The sequence below is a fragment of the Paenirhizobium cremeum genome (assembly GCF_022884085.1).
Classification (GTDB): domain Bacteria; phylum Pseudomonadota; class Alphaproteobacteria; order Rhizobiales; family Rhizobiaceae; genus Allorhizobium; species Allorhizobium cremeum.
Genome location: NZ_JAGGCS010000007.1, coordinates 197,263 through 219,814 on the forward strand (window position 1 = coordinate 197,263; position 22,552 = coordinate 219,814).

The window sequence follows — 22,552 nt, forward strand, 5'->3', positions numbered from 1 at the left end:
TCAGGTCCTTTCCATGTCCTGCTGCCGCGCGACGACGGCCCACCAGCCGGCGAGCGTGACGTCGGCTGCGAGTTGGGAGAAGTCGAGCTTGAGGCCCTTCTGTTCCCAGGAGAGGACGAGCGCCATCGCCCTCATGGAGTCGAGCCCGAGGTCCATCAGATTGTCGGCGTCGCCGATCTCGGAAGCATCGACATGGATCATCCGGGCGATGTCCCGGCGAAGCGTCTCCATGGTGAAATCGGTCATGGCTTATGCTCCCCCGATCTCTTGAAGCGCACGGGTAAGCCCAAGCGGCACCGCAAACGTACTTGCGGCATAGGCGAGCGCCATATCGTGCTTCTCGCGGGAGAAATCCGCGAGGCAATCGGCGACGAGGAAGGGCTCGATGTCCTTCTGGAAGGCATCGGCAGCGGTCAGCGTGCAGCCGATATGGGCGTAAACGCCGCAGATGAGCAACTGGTCCCTGCCCCGAACGCGCATCAGATGGGCGAGATTGCTGTGCTGGAAGGCGCTGTAGCGGTGCTTGACCAGCACCATGTCCCCGTCCTCGGGCGTAAGGCGCGCATCGATGTGCTGGTGCTCCGGCGCGCTCGTCATGCCGGGTCCCCAGAGGTCGGCCTGAAGCCCGCGGTCGCGCCGGTCCTGATTGCCGTTCTGTGCCGTGTAGAAGACCGGAATGCCCTTGGCACGGCAGGCGCGCCCGAGAGCCCGGATGTTCTCGACCACCGGCGCGATCGGTGCAGCATCGGCGGCAAAAGCGCCGATGAAGTAGTTCTGCATGTCGTGGATCAGCAGCGCGGTGCGCTGCGGCTCGAGCCGCCACGGCGCACGCGCGGTCGGAAGCTCGTCGTCGCGGGGAAGGTCGTAAGGCGCAATCCTCGGCAGTCCCATTTTACGCCTCCTCTTTCTCGCGCAGCAGAAGTGCGTCCCGCAGTCGCTGGCGCAGCACCTTGCGGCTCACCTTTCCGACCGCCGTGGTCTCGAAGCTCTCGGCAAAGACGATCTGGTCGGGCACCTTGAACTCCGCGAGCCCGCGCCCCCGGATGAAAGCCTTGAGATCGGCGGTGGCGGGCTTCGGCCCGTCCGGAATGACGAAGGCGCAGCTGCGCTCGCCGAGATAGGGATCGGGGATCGCCACCACTGCCGCATCGAACACGCCCGGATGGGCGAGCAGGTGATCCTCGATCTCCTCGGCGGAAATCTTCTCGCCGGCGCGGTTGATGTGGTCGCCGGCACGGCCTTCGACGACGAGGTATCCCTCGGGCGTCATGCGCACGATATCGCCGGTCCTGTAGTAACCGTCTTCGGTGAAGGCCCGCTGATTGGCGGAGGGATCGTTGTGATAGGCGCGGATCGTATAGGGTCCGCGGGTGAGGAGGAGACCCCGCTCCCCCGCCGGCACCGGCTGCCCCATGTCATCGACAATCAGGATCTCGTCGTCGGGGCTGATCGGCCGCCCCTGGGTTTCCGTCACCAGGTCCTCCGGATCGTCGAGCCGGGTATAATTGACAAGACCCTCGGCCATGCCGAAGACCTGCTGCAGCCTGCATCGAAGCGTCGAGGAGACCCGCCGCGCGGCCTCCGGCGCAAACTTGGCGCCGCCGACCTGCAGCACGTCGAGGCTGGATATGTCGAAGGCCGTCCGCCCCGCGGCCTGCATCCAGAGCAACGCCAGCGGCGGCACCAGCCCCGTCATCGTCACCCGCTCCGTCTCGATCCACTGGAACGCCGTCTCGGGGCTCGGCGACGGGCACATGACGATACGCGCGCCGGCATATATCGCGCCGAAGACGCCCGGCGAGCTCATCGGAAAGTTGTGGGCGACCGGCAGGCTGGCCATGAAGACGGTGTCGGGGGTCATCCCGCAGATCTCCGCGCTTGCCCGGAAGCTGTAGATATAGTCGTCGTGCGTGCGCGGGATGAGCTTGGAAAGCCCGGTGCTGCCACCGGAAATCTGCAGGAAGGCAACGCTGTCGGGACGCGGCTCGTCCGGAAGCGCCACTTCACCCGCAGGCAGGTCGTCGAGCCCTTGGAACTCCTCCGCCTCTCCGACCACGAAGACGTGGCGGAGCGCCGTCACCTGCTGTCTAACCTTGCGTGCGAGCTCTCGGTAGTCGAAGCCGCCATGCCGGTCCGCGAGAATGTAGCCGACCGCTTCGGCCCGGCGGAGAAAATGCGTGATCTCCGCCTCCCTGTGCGCCGGAAGCGAAAACACCGGAATGAGGCCGACGCGGAAAAGGCCGAAGACGACGGAAAGGAAGGCCGCGCAATTCGGCAGTTGCACCACCACCCGGTCTCCGGGCGCAAGGCCAGCGGCAATCAGTCCGCGGGCGATCCGTTCGGCCCGCTCGAACAGTTCGCGGTAAGTCCACCGCCCGTCGGTGCCGACGACGGCGAGGTTTTCCGGATAGGCGGCCGCCGTCCTTCTCAGCACCCCGAACATGGTTTCGCCACGCCAGTAGCCTTTTTCCCGATAGCGGTCGGCAAGATGTTGCGGCCAGGTCTGTCGAAGCGGGAGCATCTCACGCCTCTCCGATCTGCGCGGCGGAAAGGCCGAAGGCTTCCAGCATGGCGGAAAACTTGTGGGCGGTCTCGGCCAGTTCTCCTTCCGGAGTAGAGCCCGGCACGATCCCCGCGCCGGCATAGAGGCGGGCATGCCGGCCCTCGATCTCGGCGCAGCGGATCGAAACATACCAGCGACCGTCGCCGGAGGAATCGCACCAGCCGACCGCGCCCGCGTAGAAACTTCGGTCGTAGCCCTCGAGATCGCGGATGACCGCATCGGCTTCTCTGCGCGGCATGCCGCAAACCGCCGGCGTCGGATGCAGGAGCGCCGCCAGCTCGATACTCGACGTTCCGATATCCTTCAGCACGCCTTTGATCCGCGTGCCGAGATGCCACATGCTGCGCGTGGCCTTGAGCGTCACCCCCTCCGGCGCGGCGAGCTCCGTGCACAGAGGGGAAAGTACGTCCATGATCTGCTCGACCACCAGCGCATGCTCGCGCCGATCCTTCTCCGAGCGCAGCAGCGTATCGGCCGCTTCGCGGTCGCCGGCAGGGTCGGGTCTGCGCCGTGCCGAGCCTGCGAGCGGGTGGGAGAAGACGCGCGATCCCCGTCGCTCGACAAGGAGTTCCGGCGTCGCCCCGACAAGGAAGCGAGGGGTCCCGTCCCGTGGCGGCAGCGGCGTCGCAAACGTCACGACGGCGTCGTCCGCCGCGAGCCTGGCAATGAGAGCGGGAACGGAGATGTCGTTTCCGACGGTGATCCTGAGGCTGCGCGACAGGACGATCTTGCGCAGGCTGTCAGGCGCCTCGCAAAGCCGCGCGAGCCCGCGGGCGACGGCCGCCGAGAAGGCGTCTGCCGACGGGTCCGCCGTCACCTGCATGCCATGGGCATGGGTCTCGATATGGCCGGCCGGCGCGGCGAATTCGTGGCGTCCCATGACCCGGAGCACCTTTTCCGGATGAAGGAGATGGGCCGATGCCTCGCGGGCATAGGGGATTGCGCCGACCAGAATATCGGGACCGGCCGGATTTTCCTCGAAATGGCGCCGGACGCGGCCTGCCAGATCGGCGATGGCACCGCCCGGCAGCTCCCGCGCGACGCCGTAGGCAAGCAGAGTCTCGTCGCCGGACCGGAGCACGTAGGACGGCCGGTTTGCCGGGAAGACCCGATCTTCGGGCAGTACGTCATTCAAGGTCGACGGATGGACCATAGCGGACTCCTGTGTCTGGGTTTCCTACCGACGAACGCCGTGGCGTCCGGCGGGTCATTTCGTCCAGTAGGTGCCTTCGAGCGGCACAGCGGTGTGGGCGTTTAAAACCTGGAGAGCCTCTGCGGCATCGAATTCGCCAAAGGCCTGCGGATAGCACCATGCGGCGATCAGTTGCATGGCCAGGAGGTCGAAGCCGGGCGCCAGCAATTGCGACGACATGCCGTGGACACGGCCGGATGAGACCGCCGGGAGGCTAGAAAAGCCGGGCCGAGAAAGCAGCCTTGCAAGCGAGGCATTCGTCGTGCCGGTGTCGTAGGACGGGCCGATCAGCAGGCCGTTGCGCTTTTCCATGTAGGGACCGCCAGTCGCGACATAGACTTCCGGGCCGGAAGAGATCACGTGCTCCGCACTCACCTGCCCGAACGGCCGCCCCTTCAGGATGTCGCCGACATTCCGCAGCTTGAGGAGGGCGAGCACCCTGCCAAAGTTTTCCGTTCCCGGAGAATTGCAGCAGGCCTCTGTCTCCGAGGCGTGCGTCTCCATGAAAACGGAGGGCGATCCGGCCGCGGCAACCGCGTCCACGCGCGCCACCAGCCTGGCGATTTCCCCGTCGCGGAAGTCGGCAAAGGCGTCTGCCGTGGTCTCGTTCCCCGTCAACCGGCCGAGCAGGCGAATGCTGTCGCCGGTATGGGCGAGCGGATCGAGCGTGAAGTCCACATAGGCGACGGGTATGCCGAGCGCTTCGAGCTGTGCGATCTGTTCCGGGGCAACGTGTGAATAGAGCGAAAGCACGACCAGATCCGGCTTCGCCGCGACGATTTCCTCCACCGCAAGGTTCTGTTGATTGCTGGCGATCTTCGGCAGCCCGTCGATCTGCGGAAAGCGCGCGCGATAGGTCCGGTAGAGATCTTCGCCGATTCGCGCCACATCGTGCGGCCAGGCCGCGACAAGCGCCGGGGCCTCCTTGCCCGTGAACGAGAGGGCGATGATGATGCGGGGATCATCGACGGCCAACCTGCGGGCGGGCTGCTCCAGGTGGATTTCGCGACCCTTCAGGTCGGTCGCAACGATCCCGGCCTCTGCGGCGTAAGCCGGCAGCAGCGTGAAGAGCATGGCTGCGAGCAATGCGGCCAGACGATGGATCGCTCCCGGCCACACGGCAGCATGTCTCGGTCCGGTCATGGCGACGGCCCTCAGGCGGCCACGCCTGCTACCGCCGCCCGTTCGACGGCGCGCGGTCGCGGGCGAATGAAGGTCATGCCGTCACCGAGCGGCACGAGCGACATGTCCACCCGATCGTCGGACTGGATCTTCAGGTTGAGGTCTCGAAGCGCCACCGTTTCCGGGCGCATATCCTCGGGGTCGGCCACCGAGCGTCCCCAGAACATGTTGTCGAAGCAGATCAGGCCGCCCGGCCGCACGAGCTTCAGGCAAAGCTCGTAATAGGCGTCATAACTTTCCTTGTCGGCATCGATAAAGGCAAAGTCGAAGCCGGCGCCACCCTCCTCCGCCAATATCCCCTCGAGGGTCTGCGTGGCATCCCCGAGCCGCAGGTCGATGCGGTCGTCGACACCGGCCTCCTGCCAGTAGGATCTCGCGATCGCCGTCCATTCCTCGCTGGCGTCGCAAGCGACGAGCATGCCGTCCTCCGGCAGGACGTCCGCGACGCACAGGGCGCTATATCCGGTAAACGTGCCGATTTCGAGCACACGCCTTGCTCCTATGCTCCTGGCGAGAAGCGCGAGCAACTGTCCGGCGGCCGGGGTGGTCATCATGTGACCTTCGGCAAGCGCCAGCGTCTGCTCCCGCAACCGCCTGAGGAGCGGCGTCTGGCGCGTGCCGCAATCGATGACGTACTGGCGGATCTGCTGGTCCGAGATCTTCGGCATTCTGCTCTCCATTCTCGTTCTTGTTTGCCGCTTACCACTTGTATTTCAGCGTGGCGTATACGGTGCGGGTGCTGCCATAGAAGCATGCGATCGTCGAACTGCAGCTCGACACGTATTCCTTGTTGAAGATGTTGCTCGCGCTCACGTTCAGGCTCAGCCCGGCGAGATCGGGATTGCGGCGGCCAAAATCGTAGTCGAGCGCCGCGTCGAACAGCGTGAAGGCGGAGACCTTGAAGCTGTTGGCCTCGTCGCCGTAAGTCGAGCCGACATAACGCACGCCGGCGCCGAGTCCGAGGCCTTCGAACGCTCCGTCCTGGACGCTGTAATGGACCCAGAGCGATGCCGTGTCCTCAGGCACGGCATAGGGACGGTTGCCGACATAGGCAGCCGTCGCGTTCTCGGTCATCTCCGCGTCCATATGGGTGTAGGCTGCGGTGACATCCCAGCCGGCGTCGAATGCCAGCTTGGCCTCGAGCTCCACACCCGTCGTCGTCACCTCAGCAACCTGCAGGTAGTAGCCGGAATGAGCGGCATCCGAGGTCGTCATGTTGGACTGCACGAGGCGATAGACCGAGGCCGCGAGATAGCTGTCCGAGCCTTCCGGCTGGTATTTGACGCCAGCTTCGATCTGCCGGCCTTCGACGGGATCGAGGATAACGCCGCCGGCCGCACTATAGCCGAGTCCGCTTGGCGGCTCGAACGAGGTGGCATAGCTCACATAGGGCGCAATGCCCGAATCGAAGAGATAGGCCGCCCCGACCCTGCCGGTGAAGGCGTCGCCGTCCTGCTCCGCCGAGGTGGTGACGTCGGTTGCGAGCGTCGTCGTGTCGGTCTTTATGTCGTAGCTGTCGTAGCGTCCGCCGAACGTCACGTTGAGCTTGCCGAACTCGATCTGGTCCTGTGCATAAAGGCCGGTCTGGTTCGTCAGCTGTCGCGTGTCCGAGGTGAACGCCGGGACGGCGATCGCCCCGCCATAAACCGGATTGAGGTAATTGATCGACGAGGCCGACCCCGTCCCCATCAACCGGTCGGCATCGGCATATTGATAGTCGAGGCCGAAGAGCAGCGTGTGGGCAAACGGCCCGGTGTCGAAATCGGCCTGGAGCTGGTTGTCGACGACGAAGGTGTCGACATCTTCCTCGAGATGCGAGGCGAGCCGGGTAATCGTGGTGCCGCTCATCGAGCGCGCGCTGAGGCCGATATGCTCGCTATCGACATGCATGTAGCGCAGGTTCTGCCTGAAGGTCAGGGTGTCGTTGAATTCATGCTCGAACTCGTAGCCGAGGCGCGTCGTGCGGCGCTCGAAGCTGTCGAAGTCCGGATCGCCAACGTTGAAGTCGTAGGGAATGTCCGCATAGCTGCCGTTCGCATAGGCGGTGCCGGCCGCCGGCATGCCGGCCGGATAGGCGCTGGCCGGATCGTCGGAATAGTTGAACAGAAAAGTGAGGCTGGTGCCCTCCTCCGGTTTGACCATGAGCGAGGGAGAGACCGAGAGCCGCTTCGAGGTCACGTCTTCCATATTGGTCTCGTTGTAGCGGCCGGAGGCCGCCAGCCGGTAGAAGAAGACGTCGCTGCCGGCGACGGGACCGCTGAGATCGAGCGTTCCCTTGACATAACGGTCGGTGCCGACCGTCAGCCCGGTCTCGTGATAGGGCTCCTCGGTCGGATGTTTCGAGACGAGATTGACGAAGCCTCCGGGCGCGATCTGTCCGTAGAGCACCGAGGACGGCCCGCGCACGACGTCGATGCGCTCGACGTCGAAGAGCTCGACGGTCGGCTGCGAGAAGGAAAGCCCGCGCTGCAGGCGCAGGCCGTCGAGATAGCCGATGAAATTCTGGTAGTTGGCCATACCCATGCCGCGCACGGGCACGATGTCGTAGCGGTCGTTGTTGCGGATGTCGGGCGTGACACCCGGCGTGTAACGCAGGGCCTGAGCCGCCGTCACGGCACCCTGCTGTTCGAACTGCGCCTTCGTCACCACCGAGACCGCCTGCGGCGTCTTGATGAGGGGCGTGCCCGTCTTCGTCGCGGAGCGCGCGCTCTTGGCGACGAAGGTATCGCCGCTTTTGTCTGTCTGGTCCCCATCCTGGGTGACCACGATTTCCTTGAGAACGGTCGAATCCTGAGCCGCCGCCGCACATGCGGCCAGAACTGCCAGAATGCTCACCGATCCCCTGAACGCAGTTTGCACAACCCGAACTTTCACAAGGCCCCCGCGATTTTCGAATTAATATGATTGCATTACTCATGTTTTCTATATAGCAAGGACCTGTGCCGACCAATGCCGAGGTCTTTTGCGCACCGCAAAATTTCTTTTGCGAATTCGAAACCCATCCTTCCTGGAGGGCGTCATGGGAGACATCATCCGGGCCGGCGACTTCATCGACCGCGTGCGGCGGCAAAATCGAACCATCTCGATGGTCGAAAACGATCCCGGAACCGATTCCTCGATCATGCGCGGGCGGTTCTTCGACATCGAGCTTCGGCGCGGGCTCAGCGTGCACGTCTCGGACGTCGTCAGTCTCTGCGACCTGACCGCCGAAACCGAAATAAGGCCTCACCTGTCGATCAAATTCTTCTTCGAGGGAAAGGTCGATGCTGAGATCGGCAACCGGCGCCTGCCTTCTCCGCAGCGGGTGCCGCCCTCCTCGCGCTGGATCCCGGCGGCCTGCATGCTCGCCAATCGCCAGGGGGAACGTTTCCGCAATCACACCAGCGTCGGCAACCACATCCGCAAGCTGAAGATCAGGATCGAGCCGGAATGGCTGGCGGCCGGCGACATGTTCGCGGATTGCACCGCCGGCGCGATCGAGCGCTTTGCCCGTTCCGAGTTCGAACTGCTGTCATGGCAACCGACGCCCGCGCTCCTGAAACTGGCCAACCGAATCATGTCGCCGCCCGAAGAGGAAACGTGCCTCCGCCGCCTCTTCCTCGAAGCCCAGACCCTCACCGTCATTCACGAGTGCTTCAAGCTGCTTGCCGTCAGCAATGCTGACATTGCAGCGCCGTCTTCGGCGCTGCGGGCATCGGAAGAAAGAAAACTCGACGAGGCGGAAGACTATATTCTCGGCTGCACGGGCCGGCTGCCGTCCGCCGAGGAGATCGCCGCCCATCTGTCGGTCGGCGTCAACACGCTGCACCGCTTGATCCGGCTCGGTCGAGGCACTGCCATGGCAAGCTTCGTTCGCACGACGAAGCTCAGGCAGGCTCGGCTCGCCATCGAGAGCGAAGGCATGCAGATCGCCCGCGCTGCCTATCTCGCCGGCTATTCGAGCCCCGCGAATTTCTCCACCGCCTTCCGGCGCGAATTCGGCGTTCCGCCGAAAGCCTTGCGCGGCTAGAGCACTTCCAGCAAAAGTGGGAACCGGTTTCGCGTTCGGAATTGCGTGAAACCAAAGAGATAGAGCATTGGAGGCGATTCCGTTTTCGCCGGAAATGCTCTAGGCCGTGAACTCATAAACGGGTGCTGTCCCAAAGCACCCGGCGTGATTATTACTTTCCTTCCGCCTGAGGTTCGCTCAGCTCTTCGTCAACCTCTTTTTCAAACGCTGATTTCTTTCCCGCAACAAAGCGACGGTAGCCTTCCGGATCGACCCATGCTGCTACGCCTTCCGTCTTGGCTCGCTCGCGCTTTCCTTCGAGGTCGAAATACTCGGTATGGTGCCCACCCCAGATATCCGGCTTGAGCATCTCCCATGTGTGATGTGTTCGACGGTAGTCTTCTGTCATACCGGAGTAAGAGGGGGCTGGACCGGCCACGCGATATCCTGGATTGAATCCCCCGCCATCCGGAAACGCCACCGAATACACCTTCCCGCCCTCGACCACCGTCGTCACCCACGTCGTCGAGCCGCGTGTGTGGCCGGGGGTATTGTAGGCGGTAAGTATAACCTCGCCCAGCTTGACTGTGTCACCATCACGGAGCACCCGGTCGACCTTGACGGGCGGCTGTCCCATGATCTTCCAGTCCTTGCCGTAGTGAAAGTCGCTCTTCCCGCCGTCCTCAATCATCGCAACATCAGGCTCCATGATAGCAAGCTGTGCGCCGCTGAGTTTCTTCATGAAGGCAAAATCACCTGCGTGATCCGCATGTCCGTGTCCGTTGATAATGATCTTGATGTCTTCCGCCTTGAAGCCGAGCTTCTTGATAGAATCCACTATCATCGGTCCAGAGCCAGGCATCCCGGTGTTTAGCAGAATGTGTCCTTCGGACGTGGCAAAAAGCCAAGAGGAAAGCCCCGCCGTGCCAACAAAGTACAGTGGACCTGCAATGTGCACCGGCTCCGTTGGCACATCCCATTTGAGTGCTTTGCGGGCGATTGTTAGAAAGAGATTGTTGTCCTTCGCCAGTTGCTCTTTGGTAGGGAGTTCAGGTTTGGCGGAGAGTTCCTGGGCTGCGGCAGGTAGCGCAAGAACAAGAACCGCTGCGGCGATGGGTGAAAGAAGAATGCTCATGCGCATGTCGTTCCTCCCTCAAAAATTGAATATATACCACACTTGCGCGTAGAGGCCATCGGCTCCTTCTACTCGCATGGCCGGGGTACACAGCAATGCGATATCAACTCACCATCGACGAATGGAATGTCATAAGGCCTATGCTCCCAAGCAAACCGCGTGGAGTTCCCCCGTGTGGACGACCACCGAATTCTCAACGGAATCTTCTGGGTCTTACGCTCGGGAGCGCCATGGCGAGAAGCGATTCTTCAATCGGATCAAGCAGTGCCGCCGAGTCGCCACGTGTTATGACAAGCTAGCAGCCAACTATCTCGCTTTTGTCAAATTGGCGTCTATCCGTTTGTGGCTGCAGCTTTATGAGTCCACGCCCTAGTCCTCCGCCAAAACGCGCGAACGGTCTTGGGGAACGCTTTCCCCGTTTTCCCGGCTTCGTTCCGGTTCACGCAAAGACGCGTGTCGGGGCGCGGCGGGGATGCGATAAACGATCAGCCTCAGGCAGCGGACGGACCCGGATCATCGTGCCACCGCGTGAACGGCTTTGACAAAGCTCGGCTCCAAGGGGCCCACCTGTTCGACATGGAGGCGATGGACACGACCGTCCCGCGCCGTCCAGTCGATGGACTGGCCGGCGGACAGACCGATCAGCGCCGCACCGATAGGCGTGAGGATGGAAATCCTGCCGGCGGCGATATCCGCTTCGCCCGGAAACACCAGCGTGACAGTGCGGTCTTCACCAAGATCGCTGGTAAAGCGGAGGGTGGAACCCATACGCACCACATCGCGGCCGATCTTGTCATCCTGCACGATGCGGGCACGGTCGAGCTCCGCCAGCAGTTCCTCGGAGACTTCGGGATTGCGCGAAGCGTGGGCCTCCGCCAGACGCGACAGCCTCTCGTAGTCAGACCTGGTGACGATGATAGGAGGTTTGCGATGCAGCTTCTTTTCGGGAGCCATTGTTCATTGTCCTGTACAAAAACGCAGCAGGACGCTGGACGCGCCGCTGTCATTCGAAAATTTTCAAGGGATTGTCGCTTCGTAGCTCAGATTCCCGACTGACGGGAAGCTACCGATGCCCCACGACCGGGTCGCGACGCGACCGGGCCGGGGGTCACATGCCTGCGATAAGGCACACCCGTTGAAGGGCTATATGGAAGCGCTCGGTCGACATGCCCCAAACATGGGTGCGACAGGGGTGGAAGTCAAGCAAGGCTGTCCCGGGCGCTATACCGCCCCAGGCGACGAGCCGCGCCAATTGCGACCTCACCGCACAACACGACCTCGCGATGCTTCAGCGTAGAAGTCCCTGTCCGCCGTCCACCCATATCGGAGTGCCGGTGATGTGGCGCGCGCCCTCGCCCGCAAGGAAGGCGATGACATCGGCGACATCCTCCGCCCTGCCGGGGCGTCCCCCGGTGATCGGAACCTGTCCCTCCGGCCATATCACCGGTATCGCGGTTTCGTCTTCGCCGCGCAGCGCAGTATTGTCGTTGATGTTCGTATCGATCTCGCCGGGGCAGACCGCGTTGATACGTATCTTGTGCCTTGCGAGTTCCAGCGCCAGCTGCTGCACCATCGCCATCTGACCCGCCTTCGTCGCGGAATAGGCGGTCGCGCCGGGTGTGGTGAATGTCCGCGTGCCGTTGATCGAGGAAATCACGACGACCGAGCCGCCGCCAGCCGCCTTCAGATAGGGCACGCTATGATGAAGGGTGAGATAGGTTCCGCGCAGATTGACAGCCATGGTCTGGTCCCACTCATGGGGCTGCAGATCCTCTATCGGCGCCCAGGTGCCGTTGATACCGGCATTGGCCACCACCACGTCCAGCCGCCCGAACCTCTCTGCGACCTGGGAAACGGCAAGCCGCATCTCCTCGTCTATGGAAATGTCGGCCACGACATCAAAGGCACTGGCGCCCTCGTCCGTCAGTTCCCTGGCGACGGCCAGAATCTCCTGCCGGTTTCGACCCAGCGCGGCAACGGCGAAGCCGTCGCGGGAGAGGCGCCGGGCGGCGGCCCTGCCGATGCCCGATCCGGCTCCCGTCACCAATGCCACCTTGCCAGCCTCCATGCCTTTTCTCCCGGTTTGTTCGACAGCCGAACGGGGACCCTCTCCCCGCCAAGGCGTGTACAGGTCTTTCAGAGCCGTTGCGGCCTTTGCCCGACATGCCTCAGGTCTGCAGGATACCGCCCATCCCCAGTACGTGTTTCGCCATATGGTTTCCCGCCGTCTGGACCCTGAAAACGATCTTGCCCTTGAGGCGAAGCTCACGGGCCCTCCTCATCCGCAGCGCCTCCACCGCCAGATGGCAGCTTGGATAGGTATCGTGCTGCACGCCGTCGATGAGCATCGCCCAGCCGTTCTCGTCGGCGACGATCTCGTAAAATTCCTCGCGTTCCATGGCGTCCTCCCTGACAAGCAACAAACGTTTGCTAACCCGTCCGGGTTCCTGCCTCCGCTTCGATTTTCCGGTCGGGCGAACGGAAGAGGGCCAGACTTCGCGGCCAAAGCTCGAAGCCCGTTCCGGCGCGGGCAAGAACGGGCTCTTCGGGAAAAAGCGCGTCCGTGGAGAATGCCAGCTGCCAGCTCTCGCCCCGGACCGGCGGAATGACGAAATCCACCGGGGCATCGCTCGGATTGAAGAGGATGAGGACATCCGGCCAGGCCCCCTCGGCGGCATCGAGATCATCTCGATGGAGATGAACGCCGAGCGTCATGCCGAAGCTTTCCTGCCAATGCTCCGGCAGTTGCTCCCCTCCTCCCGCATTGACCCAGGTGATGGCTGTGCCGTCGCGCCAGTCGTCGCGACGAAGCAGGGGCTGTGCCCGGCGCATGGCGATCAGTCGACTCACGGCATCGGTCAATCGCTTGCCCGAGGCGGGCATGTCCTCCCAATGCAGCCAGCTCAGCTCATTGTCCTGGCAGTAGGCGTTGTTGTTCCCCATCTGGCTGCGGCCGAACTCGTCGCCGGCCGGAAACATCGGCGTGCCGTGAGACAATAGCAGCGTGGCCATGAAGTTCAGCCTCTGGCGTTCGCGCACGGCGTTTATCGACTCGTCGTCCGTCGGGCCTTCGGCACCGTAATTATAGCTGCGATTGTCATTGTGACCGTCGTTGTTGTTTTCGCCGTTCGCCTCGTTGTGCTTGCCGTCATAGGAAACGAGGTCGTGCAGCGTGAAGCCATCATGCGCGGTGATGAAATTGACGCTCGCCCAGATACGTCGGCCCCGCTGGTTGTAGAGATCGCCGGAGCCGAGCACGCGGGTGGCGAAGTCGGGGGCTGTATGGGGAGTGTTTTTCCAGTAGTCCCGAAGCGTATCGCGATACTTGTCGTTCCACTCCGCCCAGCCAGGCGGGAAGCCCCCGACCTGGTAACCGCCCGGACCGATATCCCATGGCTCGCCCACGAGCTTCACCCGGGACAGCACGGGATCCTGGGTCACGGCATCGAAAAATCCGCCGCGCTGGTCGAAGCCCTCGGGCTCCCGGCCCAGGATGGTTCCGAGATCGAAGCGAAAGCCATCGACATGCAGGCATTCGACCCAGTATCGCAGCGAGTCCATCACCATCTGCAGCACACGGGGATGGGAGGTGTTCAGCGTATTCCCGGTGCCGGTATCGTTGATGTAATAGCGGTGCTCGCTGGGCAGGGTGCGATAATAGGAGAAATTGTCGATTCCCCTAAACGACAGTGTCGGCCCAAGCTCATTGCCTTCCGCTGTGTGGTTGTAGACCACGTCCAGAATGACTTCGATATTGGCATCGTGGAATGCCCGTACCATGTCCCGGAAACCCGCAAGGCCACGCGGACCGTAATAGCGCGGAGCCAGCGAGAAGAAGCCGAGCGTGTTGTAGCCCCAATAGTTCCGCAGCCCCTTGTCCAGGAGATAGGATTCGTCGGGAAAGGCATGGACCGGAAGCAGTTCGACCGAGGTAACGCCGAGGCTTTTGACATAATCGACCACGGCGTCATGGGCCAGTCCTTCGAAGGTGCCGCGCAGTTCGGGCGGCACGGCCGGATGAAGCTGGGTGAAGCCCTTCACATGCGTCTCGTAGAAGATCGTCTGTGACCAGGGGATGTTCGGCTTCCTGTCTCCCGCCCATGTCCAGCCGGAGGGATCGAGCACCCGGCATTTCGGCATTCCCGCTGCATTGTCGCGTTTGTCGAAGCTGAGGTCCTTGTCCGGGCTTTCGGTATCGTAACCGAAATGCGCGGCCGACCAGGCAATATCCCCGACAAGCTCCCGCGCATAGGGATCGAGCAGGAGCTTGTTGGGATTGAACCGATGGCCGCCGGCCGGGTCATAAGATCCGTGCACCCGGAAGCCATAAAGGGCATCCGGTTTCAGTCCCGGCACATAGCCATGCCAGATTTCGTGGGTGTATTCGGGCAGGTCCAGCCGCTGGACCTCGTGCTGACCTGTTTCGTCGAACAGGCAGAGTTCCACGCGCTCGGCATGGGCGGAAAAAAGGGCGAAATTCACGCCCTCTCCATCGAAATTCGCGCCAAGCGTTTCCCAGTTTCCGGCGACGATGCGTCTGGAAGTCGTTTCGTTGTTCATGCGGCACATGCTCCTTCGGGGACAACCGCAACAAGAAGACCTCACCGAGGGATTGGTTCCCCGTCCATCGATGGCGCCGGCGCTTGCGGCGACCGAAAGGGAACCCGAAACTTTGCCGATGTGTTGGACAGCAAAGGTCGAAATCACCGAGAACAAGAGGTGTCCATGAGCAGCACCGCCGCCACCACTGGCCATGACGAGATCCGCAAATGGGCGGGGAACCGGCTCGCTTTTCTTCGCCAGGACAAGACGGAAAACGGCAAGACCGGTCGCTTCAAGAAATTCATCGAACGCCAGAGGCCGCCCCCATTGCCGATCGTCTGGGCTGGGTGCGGCCTTTCCCGGTCGCGCATAGAGAAATGGGGCCTCGGCAGACCGGATGTCTCGCTCGTCGAGACGCGGCCACTCTCTCCCGCCGGATTCATCAGGCTGGTGAGACCCAGGCTCGATTGAGGCTCCCGCACGCAAGCGCCGTTCAGCGGGTCAACCCGCGATGGGCCCGTGAGCCGGACGATGTCCGGCAGCAATCACCCCGCGACGTATGTCACCGGCCAGAACACCGCGAGGGCCTTCCGGGGAAAACCGGCCGCTATCATCGCGAATGACTGTGAAGAGCTTCTCATTGCGAAATGCCGAAGCCATATCGGTCTGCACACCCTCGGCCGGCTTTGCGTTCACATCCGGAAAGTCAAGCTCGGCCTCCTGCGCAACGATCCTGGCGTCGCCGCTGGAGTGGGCGCGGACCACGATTTCCTCCTGATAGGGATTGTTCTGCCAACGAGGATCGCCGACGGGCGCGGAAGGAACCAGACGGTAGATATTCAATTCGGACATGGCGCGTCACTCCCCGTGCTCTGCAGGATCGTGGTTGATGTCCCAGTCCTTCGGCGGGCGTTTGGTGCCCGGCGGCCATTTATGGACGGTTGCATCCTCGGAGCCGGTAATAACTGTAGGCTTGGCGCTCGCGACGCCATCGTTTTTGCCTCCGGCCTGAGCCGGTGCGAACTGGCCTTCAATCTCCTTCCGCTTCTGCTTCGCATGCGTGTTGCTGGTCATGGAGCGTCTCCTTTCCTCGATGAAAGAAACGGAAAGAAGGACGCGAAGGTTCCCCTCTGGGCTGGATGGCCGAAAAGAGCGGGATTGCCCGAACCATTCCGCGCCAGCCGTGGCGCGAGACGGTTCCGCGGCGATCGCATGCGCGGGCCTGAAGGTGAACCTCGGAATCGCGGCGCGCGTGACGTGAATGGTAAGGAACAATCAGCGCACTCCTCCGTTATGTGCCGACAGGGAGGCGCGAGGATCAGGAAATGCAGACCAGAAACGCCACGTGGTCATCATGGGTCACAGTCAGATTTCAGCAAAACGACGTTAGAACGCTCGCCTCGCCGCAGGAGGCACTGGAGCTGTTGGAAAAGGCATGGCCTCTGCCTGGCGGGCCTCAACACCGCAGCGCCGTCAATGCGTGCAGGGGGGCTCTCGGCAAGATGACCCCACTCGCCATAGCGCGGGAGAGCTTTCTTTCAGCCTGTGGGGAGGCCGGAATGGCATGCGCCGTCAGAGCGGCAAGTCCTCCCGTCTACAGAACGCATCATGATCTCTTGCTTTGAACGGCAAGGTAAAAAGCAGGAAAGCGCAAAGTCCTCAGCCTTCAGTTCCTAAGCATGGCGAGGAGCATTTCCTCGTCGCGAATGCCATGCTGGTATAGGTCCATGAGCTGGACCGCGGCTTCCTTCGCGGCATCGCTGTCCGCAGGCAGATTGAAGCGGGCGCAGGCGCGGTCGAAAATTCCCTGGACCCGAGCGAGTTCGTCCGGGCTTAGACTCCCGCTTTTCCGAAAGAATGTGTCCGACATCTGCCTGAACCCGATGACGTAGTTTGCGCATACTGCGCCAGGGTTTCCTTCCCGTCAAATTCCCTCATCCGTCGGCAGCAACACTTCTGGTCAAGCGTCGTCAAGCCGAATGCCGAAACCTCACCGGGCAGCGGCAGACAAGCCCGACAAGCGCGGGGATACGGCGATGGATTCCGAATTGCAGCACCCAATCGATGTCGGCCGAGCGGCCCATGCGGGTCAAGCTGGCCGACCTCTGCGACAATCTCATGCAGGTGGCACGCGCCGGCGGAGAGCCGGAAATCGCCGGCGATATCTCTCCTGCCGGTCCATCGTCCCGGCTCTCCATCCGCTCCCGACCGCCAGTTCCCGCGGGGCGCCCACGGCTGCCTCAAAATTCGGAACAAAGCGATTTCGGCTTCGTTGTGTTGTCAGGTTTTCCGGGGAGGATGTCTTGGTCGCCAAAGCCGTCAGACCGTCGATTTCAGCACTGAACCCTTTCGATGGTCATCCGCCAACGTCCAGGCATCTCCTTCGCCGCAAATCGATTTCGAAGCAATTCATGACCTCGCATTGACAAAACGGCGCGCATAAAGCGCGGCACTGGCAACATGGCCGCGCGAGTAACGCGTGCGCCTTTCGCTTTTCGACAGGGATGACAGAGAGAACGGCAGGATGGCGTCGCTTGAAAACCTCATGACAATGGAAATGCCGAGCCGCGCCGGAAAACGGGCCGTGGCAACCGACGCCACGCCGCGGACCGCGAGAAGCGGTAAAGTAAACACTCCGGATCGCATTCGCGTGCTGTCTTCCGCATCAGAGGTCTTTCCCCTCGTCAAGACGGGCGGCATGGCGGATGTGGTGGGGGCCCTGCCCAGGGCGCTGTCGCCACACGGGGTCGAAACACGAACGCTTATCCCCGGTTATCCCGGCGTACTTGCCGCTTGCCGGGATCTCGTCGCCGTTCTCGATCTTCCCCTGCTTGGAGAAGACGCCCGGGTGCTGCAAGGTCGCCACGAAGGCCTTGACCTTCTGATCCTCGATTGTCCGGCACTCTACCGGCGCGGCGGTGGGCCCTATCTCGACGAGAGCGGCACGGACCATCACGACAACTGGAAGCGCTTTGCCGCCCTCTCGCTGGCAACGGCCCGGATCGCCGCCGACGGCATCGAAGGCTGGCGTCCGGACATCACGCATCTCCACGACTGGCAGACGGCGCTTGCCATCTGTTACATGCGCAGCATGGGATTGGCCGTTCCAGCCGTTCTCACCATTCACAATCTCGCCTTTCAGGGACAATTCTCCACCGAGGTGTTCCATGCTCTCGGCCTGCCGGCCTCCCTTCTGGATGTAAACTGCCTCGAATACTACGGCGACATCAGCTTCCTGAAGGGCGGGATAGCCCTCAGCGATGCCGTGACGACCGTCTCGCCGACCTATGCCCGCGAAATCATGACCGAGGGGCTCGGCATGGGGATGGAGGGTATCCTTTTCACGCGCAAGGAAGCCTTGCGCGGCATCCTCAACGGCATCGACCAGACAATTTGGGACCCCGCGCAGGACCCCTATATTCCGGCAGGCTACGACACGCGCACGCTTGCAAGGCGCCGGGAAAACCGGCGCACGGTCGAACGACAATTCGGGCTGATCGAAAACGACCGCCCGATCGTCTCCGTAGTCAGCCGTCTGACCTGGCAGAAGGGCATAGACCTCTTGGCGCCCGTCGTTCCCGGCATCGTCGACCGCGGCGCGAAACTCGTCATCTTCGGGGAGGGCGATCCCGCCATCGCCTACCCGCTCCTGGAACAGGCACGGCAATATCCCGGCCAGGTGGTCATGCATATCGGATACAGCGAGCCCGGGGCCCACCTGCTGCATGCCGGCAGCGACATCATCCTCCAGCCCTCCCGTTTCGAACCCTGCGGACTGACCCAGCTCTATGCGTTGCGATATGGGGCGATCCCCGTGGTCGCGCGAACGGGCGGGCTGGCAGAAACGATCATCGATGCGAACGAAGCGGCGATGGAGGCCCGGGTCGCCACCGGTTTTCAGTTCCAGCCGGGATCGATCGAAGACCTCTATCATGCGCTCGACAGGGCGCTGGCCGCCTTCGACCGCCCCGTATTCTGGCGGCGGCTGCAGTCGCAGGCGATGAAGGCGGATTTCGGCTGGGGCCGCAGTGCAGGACGATATGCAGAGCTCTACCGGGAGCTCGTCACCGCAAATACGAACCGTATTTCCACTGGCGCGCTCGACCGGGGTTCCCTCTGAAAAACCAAAAGCTTGCCGGAACTTCCGGGGCCGGTTTGTGGTTTGAACATCTATGAAACGGAAGGAGCATCCGATGACCAATTATCCCACGCCTCCCTTTTCACCGCAGCAGCAACCGATGCCAGGGACAACGGCCGCCATGGACCCCATGCCGGATCACGGCGAGAAAAGCTATCGGGGGGCCGGCAGGCTGCGCGGCCTGCGCGCGGTCATAACCGGCGGCGACAGCGGCATCGGCCGGGCCGTCGCAATCGCCTATGCCCGCGAAGGCGCCGATCTTCTGATCTCCTATCTGAACGAGCATGAGGATGCGGAAGAAACGGCGAAATGGGTGCGGGATGCCGGCCGAAAATGCGTCACGGTCCCCGGCGACATCCAGTCTTCGGCCCATTGCCGGGACATCGTCGAACGCGCGGTTCGGGAACTCGGCGGGCTCGACATTCTCGTCAACAATGCCGCGCATCAGGCTTCGTTTTCCGATATCGGCGAGATTTCGGACGAGGAGTGGGAACTGACCTTCCGGGTCAATCTCCATGCGATGTTCTACCTCGCCAAGGCGGCGGTTCCCCATATGAAGGCTGGAGGCGCCATCATCAATACGGCCTCGATCAAATCCGACGCCCCCAATCCGTCGCTGCTCGCTTATGCAACGAGCAAAGGCGCGATCCAGAACTTCACCGCCGGCCTCGCGCAGATGCTTGCGAACCGGGAAATCCGGGTCAATGCCGTGGCGCCCGGTCCGATCTGGACACCGCTCATACCATCGACCCTGCCGGAAAAGGCGGTTCGCGACTTCGGGCTTCAGGTTCCGATGAAGCGGCCCGGCCAGCCGGCGGAGCTTCAAACCGCCTATGTCATGCTCGCCGATCCGTTCTCGAGCTTTCTGTCCGGCGCCACGATCGCCGTGACCGGCGGCAAGCCGATCCTTTAGAAAAGCCCTGCCATGGCGTCGCGGCGATGCGCCGCTCGCCGGCACGACAAGCCGGGAACGCGAGCGGAAGACCGAACCGGCGTTCCGGATAAAGCGCCTTCAGCCGGAGTGTACAGGCTGAAGACGCTCTTCCTGCCCATCGCGGCCCAGGCCGCCGCATGGAAAATCGTCTCGGGGCGACGTCTTCAGGCTGTTTTGGACGGACGGACCGCCCTGGACTTCACTTTCGGGGCGGCTACGTTTGCGCCTGCGTCATCCGCCTGTTCGCCGGCCTCAGAGATGGCCGACGCCTGCTCAAGCTCCTCGCTGGCGTCGTGCCAGTGCCGTTCGTGATGGCCGTCGATCCGCCCCTCCGCCTCCCACAACTCGTAGGCACGCTGGCGAATCCGTTCTTCCCTGCTCCGCTCGTCCATGTGGTTTCTCCCGATATTCAAAACGAGTGTCTAACTCGCGCCCCGGCGGAGAGTTCCAGAATTCCTGCCCTTCCCCGGATTATTTGCGCCGCATGGAGAGGCAAAAGGGAACGGTTCCGCATCCATGCCGTTAGGTCACGCAACCAACCGACGGAGGAAAACCTCGTGAAACATATTTCACCCGAGATGAAAACCTGCATCGATCATTGTCTGGCGTGCTACCGCGAGTGCCTTTCGACAGCGATGGGGCATTGCCTGGAAACCGGCGGCAGGCATACCGAACCGTCCCATTTCCGTTTGATGTCCGCCTGTGCGGAAATATGCCGCACGGCCGCCCATTTCATGCTGATCGGTTCGCAGCACCACAGGCATGTCTGCCGCGAATGCGCGGAAATCTGTGAGGAATGCGCCCGCGACTGCGAAGCGATCGGCGATATGCAGAGCTGCGTGGACGCATGCCGCCGCTGCGCCGAGAGCTGCCGGAAAATGGCTGCATAATTATCCCGCAACGAGACAGCGACGAGGCCGGCCGCTATTGCGGCTGGAGCCTCGCCGCGGCAAAGACGACGGTATAGCCGGGCAGACGGCAATCCCGCGTGCCGATATCGACCGAAAGATCGGCGGGATATCGATAGAAAACATTCCCGGTCACCGGCGCGCAGGATAGCAGATCCCCGGTCAGGTTCGCCCGCAGTTCAATCCGGCAATCCCCCGCTGTCCAGTCGATGGCGACGACACCGTCGACCGCGTCCAGACTTCGCCCCGAAACCTCTGCGAGGCTTTCGATGAAAGGCCAGATCAGGTGCCTGCGTTTCTGCAGGAGATCCGCAATGAACTTGCGGTGACGCCGCCCGTCCTCGCTGTCCGCCTCTTCCCAGACCAGCTTCGACATCCGGAATGTCGCAGAAAGATTGGGATCCGGCACGTCGCGATCCGTTATTTGCTGGAAATTCGCCGCCTCGCGCAGCCTGTTGTCCCTTTCGGCCGCATGGTTCTCCTCCGGATGATCGCAGAAAAAGCAGAACGGCTGGCGGGAACCGAACTCGTCGCCCATGAACATCAGGGGAATCTGCGGGCTGAGCAAGAGGATCGCCGACAGGGCGTCGACCAGCTGGCCGTCTGCCAGGCTGCGCAGTCTGTCTCCCTTGAGACGATTGCCCACCTGATCGTGGTTCTGCAGGAAATTGACGAAGGAGATCGGCGGAAGATGCCCACTCGGCTCGCCGCTCGGCCGTCCCTTGTGTGACGGCCGGGGCTCCCCTTGATAGACGAAACCCTCCGCGAGCGCCCTTCGCATCCTGTTCCAGCGGTCGTCGACAAAGTCCGCGAAATGGCCAATCGTTTCGCCCGTCGCGATGACATGGGCGACATGGTGAAAGTCGTCGTTCCACTCCGCCCGGTAAAGCGGGCCACGTCCCTCCGTATCCTCCAGGGGTCCGGTGACGTTGCGCGGATCCTCGATGACGAGATGGACAAGTCGATCGGGAAACTCCTGCCGCACCCTTTCGCCGATCTCGTCGAGGAGGGGTTTCCTGTCTCCCGTCCCGGCCAGATAATCGGCCGCATCGAACCTCAGTCCATCGAAGAAGAACTCTTCGAGCCAGTATAGCGCATTCTGGACGACGAATTCCCGTGCTTCCGGCAGATCGAAATTAAGCGAAGGGCCCCAGGGCGTCCCGCCTTCCTTAAAAAACGCGGGACCATAAAGCGGCATGTAATTTCCGAACACGCCGAGATGATTGTACACCACATCGAGGAAGACCATCATTCCAAGGCCGTGCGCATAATCGATCAGTCGCTTCAGATCGTCCGGGGGACCGTAATCGGGATGGGGAGCGTAGAGAAGCACGCCGTCATAGCCCCAGCCCCGCGCCCCGCTGAAGGCAGCCAGAGGCATGATTTCGATGGCGGTGATCCCGATTTCCGCGAGGTCCTTGAGCTTGCCGATTGCCGCCTCGTAGGTTCCCTCCGGCGTAAAAGCCCCCACATGCAATTCGTAGATGACCGCCTCGTGCCAGGGACGGCCCCGCCACTCGGCATTCTGCCAGGTAAACGATGTCGGATCGACGATCAGCGAGGGACCGTGAACATCCCGCTGCTGTTGTCGCGAGGCGGGATCGGGAACCATCCGCCCGTCCGGCAGAATGAACTGATAGGGATCGCCGACCGAAACCCCGTCCGCCCATAATTCATACCAGCCGTCCCCCGTCGGAGACATCGGCGCATCGTTGCCATGGAGCTTCAGCCCGACCTCCTCCACCTTTGGGGCCCATAACCGGAACCGCACCTGACCGGTGCCGACGAACTCGGCGCCCCATTTGCGAAACAGGAGCCGTTCCGTGGACCCCGTGAGCGAAGTGTTGCTGGCCGGGATTTCGTTCATTGCCGCCTCCGCGATCGTCTGCAAGGCTTGAACTCCGTGACCGGCACAGCGGTTCCGCCGCAGCTATTTTCCTCCCGATGCGGGTCTCCGGGCGAACGCGGCC

Annotated in this window: 21 protein-coding genes and 2 pseudogenes; 8 read left to right on the top strand and 15 right to left on the bottom strand. The window is 62.5% G+C overall.

What is annotated here, in order from left to right:
* The 7 genes from J5N58_RS14720 to J5N58_RS14750 are packed head-to-tail and all read right to left on the bottom strand — an operon-like array spanning position 1 to position 7,772.
* Positions 1 to 246: a phosphopantetheine-binding protein gene (locus J5N58_RS14720; protein ID WP_112827027.1), complete on the bottom strand. Its 246-nt coding sequence runs from the start codon at positions 244 to 246 to the stop codon at positions 1 to 3.
* Positions 247 to 249: 3 nt separating this feature from the next.
* Positions 250 to 891 carry an isochorismatase family protein gene (locus J5N58_RS14725; RefSeq protein WP_113426312.1) on the bottom strand — a complete coding sequence of 214 codons (642 nt, stop codon included), beginning with the start codon at positions 889 to 891 and terminating at the stop codon, positions 250 to 252.
* Position 892: 1 nt separating this feature from the next.
* Entirely contained in the window at positions 893 to 2,521 is a 1,629-nt protein-coding gene (locus J5N58_RS14730; protein WP_113466205.1) for a (2,3-dihydroxybenzoyl)adenylate synthase, read from the bottom strand.
* Position 2,522: 1 nt separating this feature from the next.
* Positions 2,523 to 3,716, bottom strand: coding sequence for an isochorismate synthase (locus tag J5N58_RS14735; protein WP_113426310.1), 1,194 nt, complete (start codon positions 3,714 to 3,716; stop codon positions 2,523 to 2,525).
* A gap of 54 nt (positions 3,717 to 3,770) precedes the next feature.
* The gene (locus J5N58_RS14740; RefSeq protein ID WP_113339815.1) at positions 3,771 to 4,898 is read right to left on the bottom strand and encodes an ABC transporter substrate-binding protein; all 1,128 of its coding nucleotides are present in this window, start codon (positions 4,896 to 4,898) and stop codon (positions 3,771 to 3,773) included.
* Positions 4,899 to 4,909: 11 nt separating this feature from the next.
* The gene (locus J5N58_RS14745; RefSeq protein WP_244711391.1) at positions 4,910 to 5,605 is read right to left on the bottom strand and encodes an O-methyltransferase; all 696 of its coding nucleotides are present in this window, start codon (positions 5,603 to 5,605) and stop codon (positions 4,910 to 4,912) included.
* 31 nt (positions 5,606 to 5,636) lie between these two features.
* Positions 5,637 to 7,772 (bottom strand): TonB-dependent siderophore receptor, encoded by a 2,136-nt coding sequence (locus tag J5N58_RS14750; RefSeq protein WP_244711393.1) that lies wholly within the window; start codon positions 7,770 to 7,772, stop codon positions 5,637 to 5,639.
* Positions 7,773 to 7,956: 184 nt separating this feature from the next.
* On the opposite strand from J5N58_RS14750, the gene J5N58_RS14755 reads away from it, so the two are divergent.
* On the top strand, positions 7,957 to 8,946 hold the full coding sequence (locus J5N58_RS14755) for a helix-turn-helix transcriptional regulator (RefSeq protein ID WP_244711395.1): 990 nt from the start codon (positions 7,957 to 7,959) through the stop codon (positions 8,944 to 8,946).
* 151 nt (positions 8,947 to 9,097) lie between these two features.
* On the opposite strand, the gene bla is transcribed toward J5N58_RS14755, so the two are convergent.
* Entirely contained in the window at positions 9,098 to 10,060 is a 963-nt protein-coding gene (bla, locus tag J5N58_RS14760) for a subclass B3 metallo-beta-lactamase (RefSeq protein ID WP_244711397.1), read from the bottom strand.
* A gap of 95 nt (positions 10,061 to 10,155) precedes the next feature.
* Between bla and J5N58_RS14765 the strand changes: the two are divergent.
* Positions 10,156 to 10,300: pseudogene (locus J5N58_RS14765) on the top strand (transposase); the annotation flags it as partial.
* A pseudogene (locus tag J5N58_RS14770) lies at positions 10,293 to 10,433 on the top strand (IS5/IS1182 family transposase); the annotation flags it as partial. The pseudogenes J5N58_RS14765 and J5N58_RS14770, both read left to right, overlap by 8 nt.
* 140 nt (positions 10,434 to 10,573) lie before the next feature.
* Here J5N58_RS14770 and rnk read toward each other — a convergent pair.
* From rnk to glgX, 4 genes are all read right to left on the bottom strand, one after another.
* Positions 10,574 to 11,014: a nucleoside diphosphate kinase regulator gene (rnk, locus tag J5N58_RS14775; protein ID WP_244711400.1), complete on the bottom strand. Its 441-nt coding sequence runs from the start codon at positions 11,012 to 11,014 to the stop codon at positions 10,574 to 10,576.
* A 334-nt stretch (positions 11,015 to 11,348) separates the two neighbouring features.
* The gene (locus J5N58_RS14780; protein ID WP_244711402.1) at positions 11,349 to 12,128 is read right to left on the bottom strand and encodes an SDR family oxidoreductase; all 780 of its coding nucleotides are present in this window, start codon (positions 12,126 to 12,128) and stop codon (positions 11,349 to 11,351) included.
* Positions 12,129 to 12,228: 100 nt separating this feature from the next.
* On the bottom strand, positions 12,229 to 12,459 hold the full coding sequence (locus J5N58_RS14785; RefSeq protein ID WP_112827017.1) for a hypothetical protein: 231 nt from the start codon (positions 12,457 to 12,459) through the stop codon (positions 12,229 to 12,231).
* A gap of 31 nt (positions 12,460 to 12,490) precedes the next feature.
* Complete coding sequence (gene glgX / locus J5N58_RS14790; RefSeq protein ID WP_244711404.1) at positions 12,491 to 14,620, bottom strand: glycogen debranching protein GlgX; 2,130 nt, start codon at positions 14,618 to 14,620, stop codon at positions 12,491 to 12,493.
* 165 nt (positions 14,621 to 14,785) lie between these two features.
* Between glgX and J5N58_RS14795 the strand changes: the two genes are divergently transcribed.
* The gene (locus J5N58_RS14795) at positions 14,786 to 15,073 is read left to right on the top strand and encodes a hypothetical protein (protein ID WP_244711407.1); all 288 of its coding nucleotides are present in this window, start codon (positions 14,786 to 14,788) and stop codon (positions 15,071 to 15,073) included.
* A gap of 30 nt (positions 15,074 to 15,103) precedes the next feature.
* Here J5N58_RS14795 and J5N58_RS14800 read toward each other — a convergent pair whose 3' ends face one another.
* On the bottom strand, positions 15,104 to 15,454 hold the full coding sequence (locus J5N58_RS14800) for a hypothetical protein (RefSeq protein ID WP_112827014.1): 351 nt from the start codon (positions 15,452 to 15,454) through the stop codon (positions 15,104 to 15,106).
* 6 nt (positions 15,455 to 15,460) lie between these two features.
* Entirely contained in the window at positions 15,461 to 15,676 is a 216-nt protein-coding gene (locus J5N58_RS14805) for a hypothetical protein (RefSeq protein WP_112827141.1), read from the bottom strand.
* A 251-nt stretch (positions 15,677 to 15,927) separates the two neighbouring features.
* Between J5N58_RS14805 and J5N58_RS26060 the strand changes: the two genes are divergently transcribed.
* The 4 genes from J5N58_RS26060 (at position 15,928) to J5N58_RS14820 (ending at position 20,564) form a co-directional block, all read left to right on the top strand.
* Entirely contained in the window at positions 15,928 to 16,227 is a 300-nt protein-coding gene (locus tag J5N58_RS26060) for a DUF982 domain-containing protein (protein ID WP_112827013.1), read from the top strand.
* A 1,019-nt stretch (positions 16,228 to 17,246) separates the two neighbouring features.
* Positions 17,247 to 18,722, top strand: a complete 1,476-nt coding sequence (gene glgA, locus J5N58_RS14810) for a glycogen synthase GlgA (RefSeq protein ID WP_112827140.1) — start codon at positions 17,247 to 17,249, stop codon at positions 18,720 to 18,722.
* A 73-nt stretch (positions 18,723 to 18,795) separates the two neighbouring features.
* The gene (locus J5N58_RS14815; RefSeq protein ID WP_244711409.1) at positions 18,796 to 19,653 is read left to right on the top strand and encodes an SDR family oxidoreductase; all 858 of its coding nucleotides are present in this window, start codon (positions 18,796 to 18,798) and stop codon (positions 19,651 to 19,653) included.
* A gap of 578 nt (positions 19,654 to 20,231) precedes the next feature.
* On the top strand, positions 20,232 to 20,564 hold the full coding sequence (locus tag J5N58_RS14820) for a four-helix bundle copper-binding protein (protein WP_112827010.1): 333 nt from the start codon (positions 20,232 to 20,234) through the stop codon (positions 20,562 to 20,564).
* A gap of 34 nt (positions 20,565 to 20,598) precedes the next feature.
* Here the strand turns inward: J5N58_RS14820 and treZ are convergent, their stop codons facing one another.
* Positions 20,599 to 22,449, bottom strand: coding sequence for a malto-oligosyltrehalose trehalohydrolase (gene treZ, locus J5N58_RS14825; RefSeq protein ID WP_244711411.1), 1,851 nt, complete (start codon positions 22,447 to 22,449; stop codon positions 20,599 to 20,601).
* Positions 22,450 to 22,552 lie beyond the last annotated feature (103 nt).

Bases quoted from the DNA above. Each gene is read 5' to 3' on its own strand.
- J5N58_RS14755 (WP_244711395.1), top strand. From the start codon at position 7,957: ATGGGAGACATCATCCGGGCCGGCGACTTCATCGACCGCGTGCGGCGG.
- J5N58_RS14795 (WP_244711407.1), top strand. From the start codon at position 14,786: ATGAGCAGCACCGCCGCCACCACTGGCCATGACGAGATCCGCAAATGG.
- J5N58_RS14735 (WP_113426310.1), bottom strand. From the start codon at position 3,716: ATGGTCCATCCGTCGACCTTGAATGACGTACTGCCCGAAGATCGGGTC.
- J5N58_RS26060 (WP_112827013.1), top strand. From the start codon at position 15,928: ATGCAGACCAGAAACGCCACGTGGTCATCATGGGTCACAGTCAGATTT.
- treZ (WP_244711411.1), bottom strand. From the start codon at position 22,449: ATGAACGAAATCCCGGCCAGCAACACTTCGCTCACGGGGTCCACGGAA.
- J5N58_RS14805 (WP_112827141.1), bottom strand. From the start codon at position 15,676: ATGACCAGCAACACGCATGCGAAGCAGAAGCGGAAGGAGATTGAAGGC.
- J5N58_RS14785 (WP_112827017.1), bottom strand. From the start codon at position 12,459: ATGGAACGCGAGGAATTTTACGAGATCGTCGCCGACGAGAACGGCTGG.
- J5N58_RS14725 (WP_113426312.1), bottom strand. From the start codon at position 891: ATGGGACTGCCGAGGATTGCGCCTTACGACCTTCCCCGCGACGACGAG.
- J5N58_RS14780 (WP_244711402.1), bottom strand. From the start codon at position 12,128: ATGGAGGCTGGCAAGGTGGCATTGGTGACGGGAGCCGGATCGGGCATC.
- J5N58_RS14740 (WP_113339815.1), bottom strand. From the start codon at position 4,898: ATGACCGGACCGAGACATGCTGCCGTGTGGCCGGGAGCGATCCATCGT.
- J5N58_RS14720 (WP_112827027.1), bottom strand. From the start codon at position 246: ATGACCGATTTCACCATGGAGACGCTTCGCCGGGACATCGCCCGGATG.
- J5N58_RS14745 (WP_244711391.1), bottom strand. From the start codon at position 5,605: ATGCCGAAGATCTCGGACCAGCAGATCCGCCAGTACGTCATCGATTGC.
- J5N58_RS14730 (WP_113466205.1), bottom strand. From the start codon at position 2,521: ATGCTCCCGCTTCGACAGACCTGGCCGCAACATCTTGCCGACCGCTAT.
- bla (WP_244711397.1), bottom strand. From the start codon at position 10,060: ATGAGCATTCTTCTTTCACCCATCGCCGCAGCGGTTCTTGTTCTTGCG.
- J5N58_RS14815 (WP_244711409.1), top strand. From the start codon at position 18,796: ATGACCAATTATCCCACGCCTCCCTTTTCACCGCAGCAGCAACCGATG.
- rnk (WP_244711400.1), bottom strand. From the start codon at position 11,014: ATGGCTCCCGAAAAGAAGCTGCATCGCAAACCTCCTATCATCGTCACC.
- glgX (WP_244711404.1), bottom strand. From the start codon at position 14,620: ATGAACAACGAAACGACTTCCAGACGCATCGTCGCCGGAAACTGGGAA.
- J5N58_RS14800 (WP_112827014.1), bottom strand. From the start codon at position 15,454: ATGTCCGAATTGAATATCTACCGTCTGGTTCCTTCCGCGCCCGTCGGC.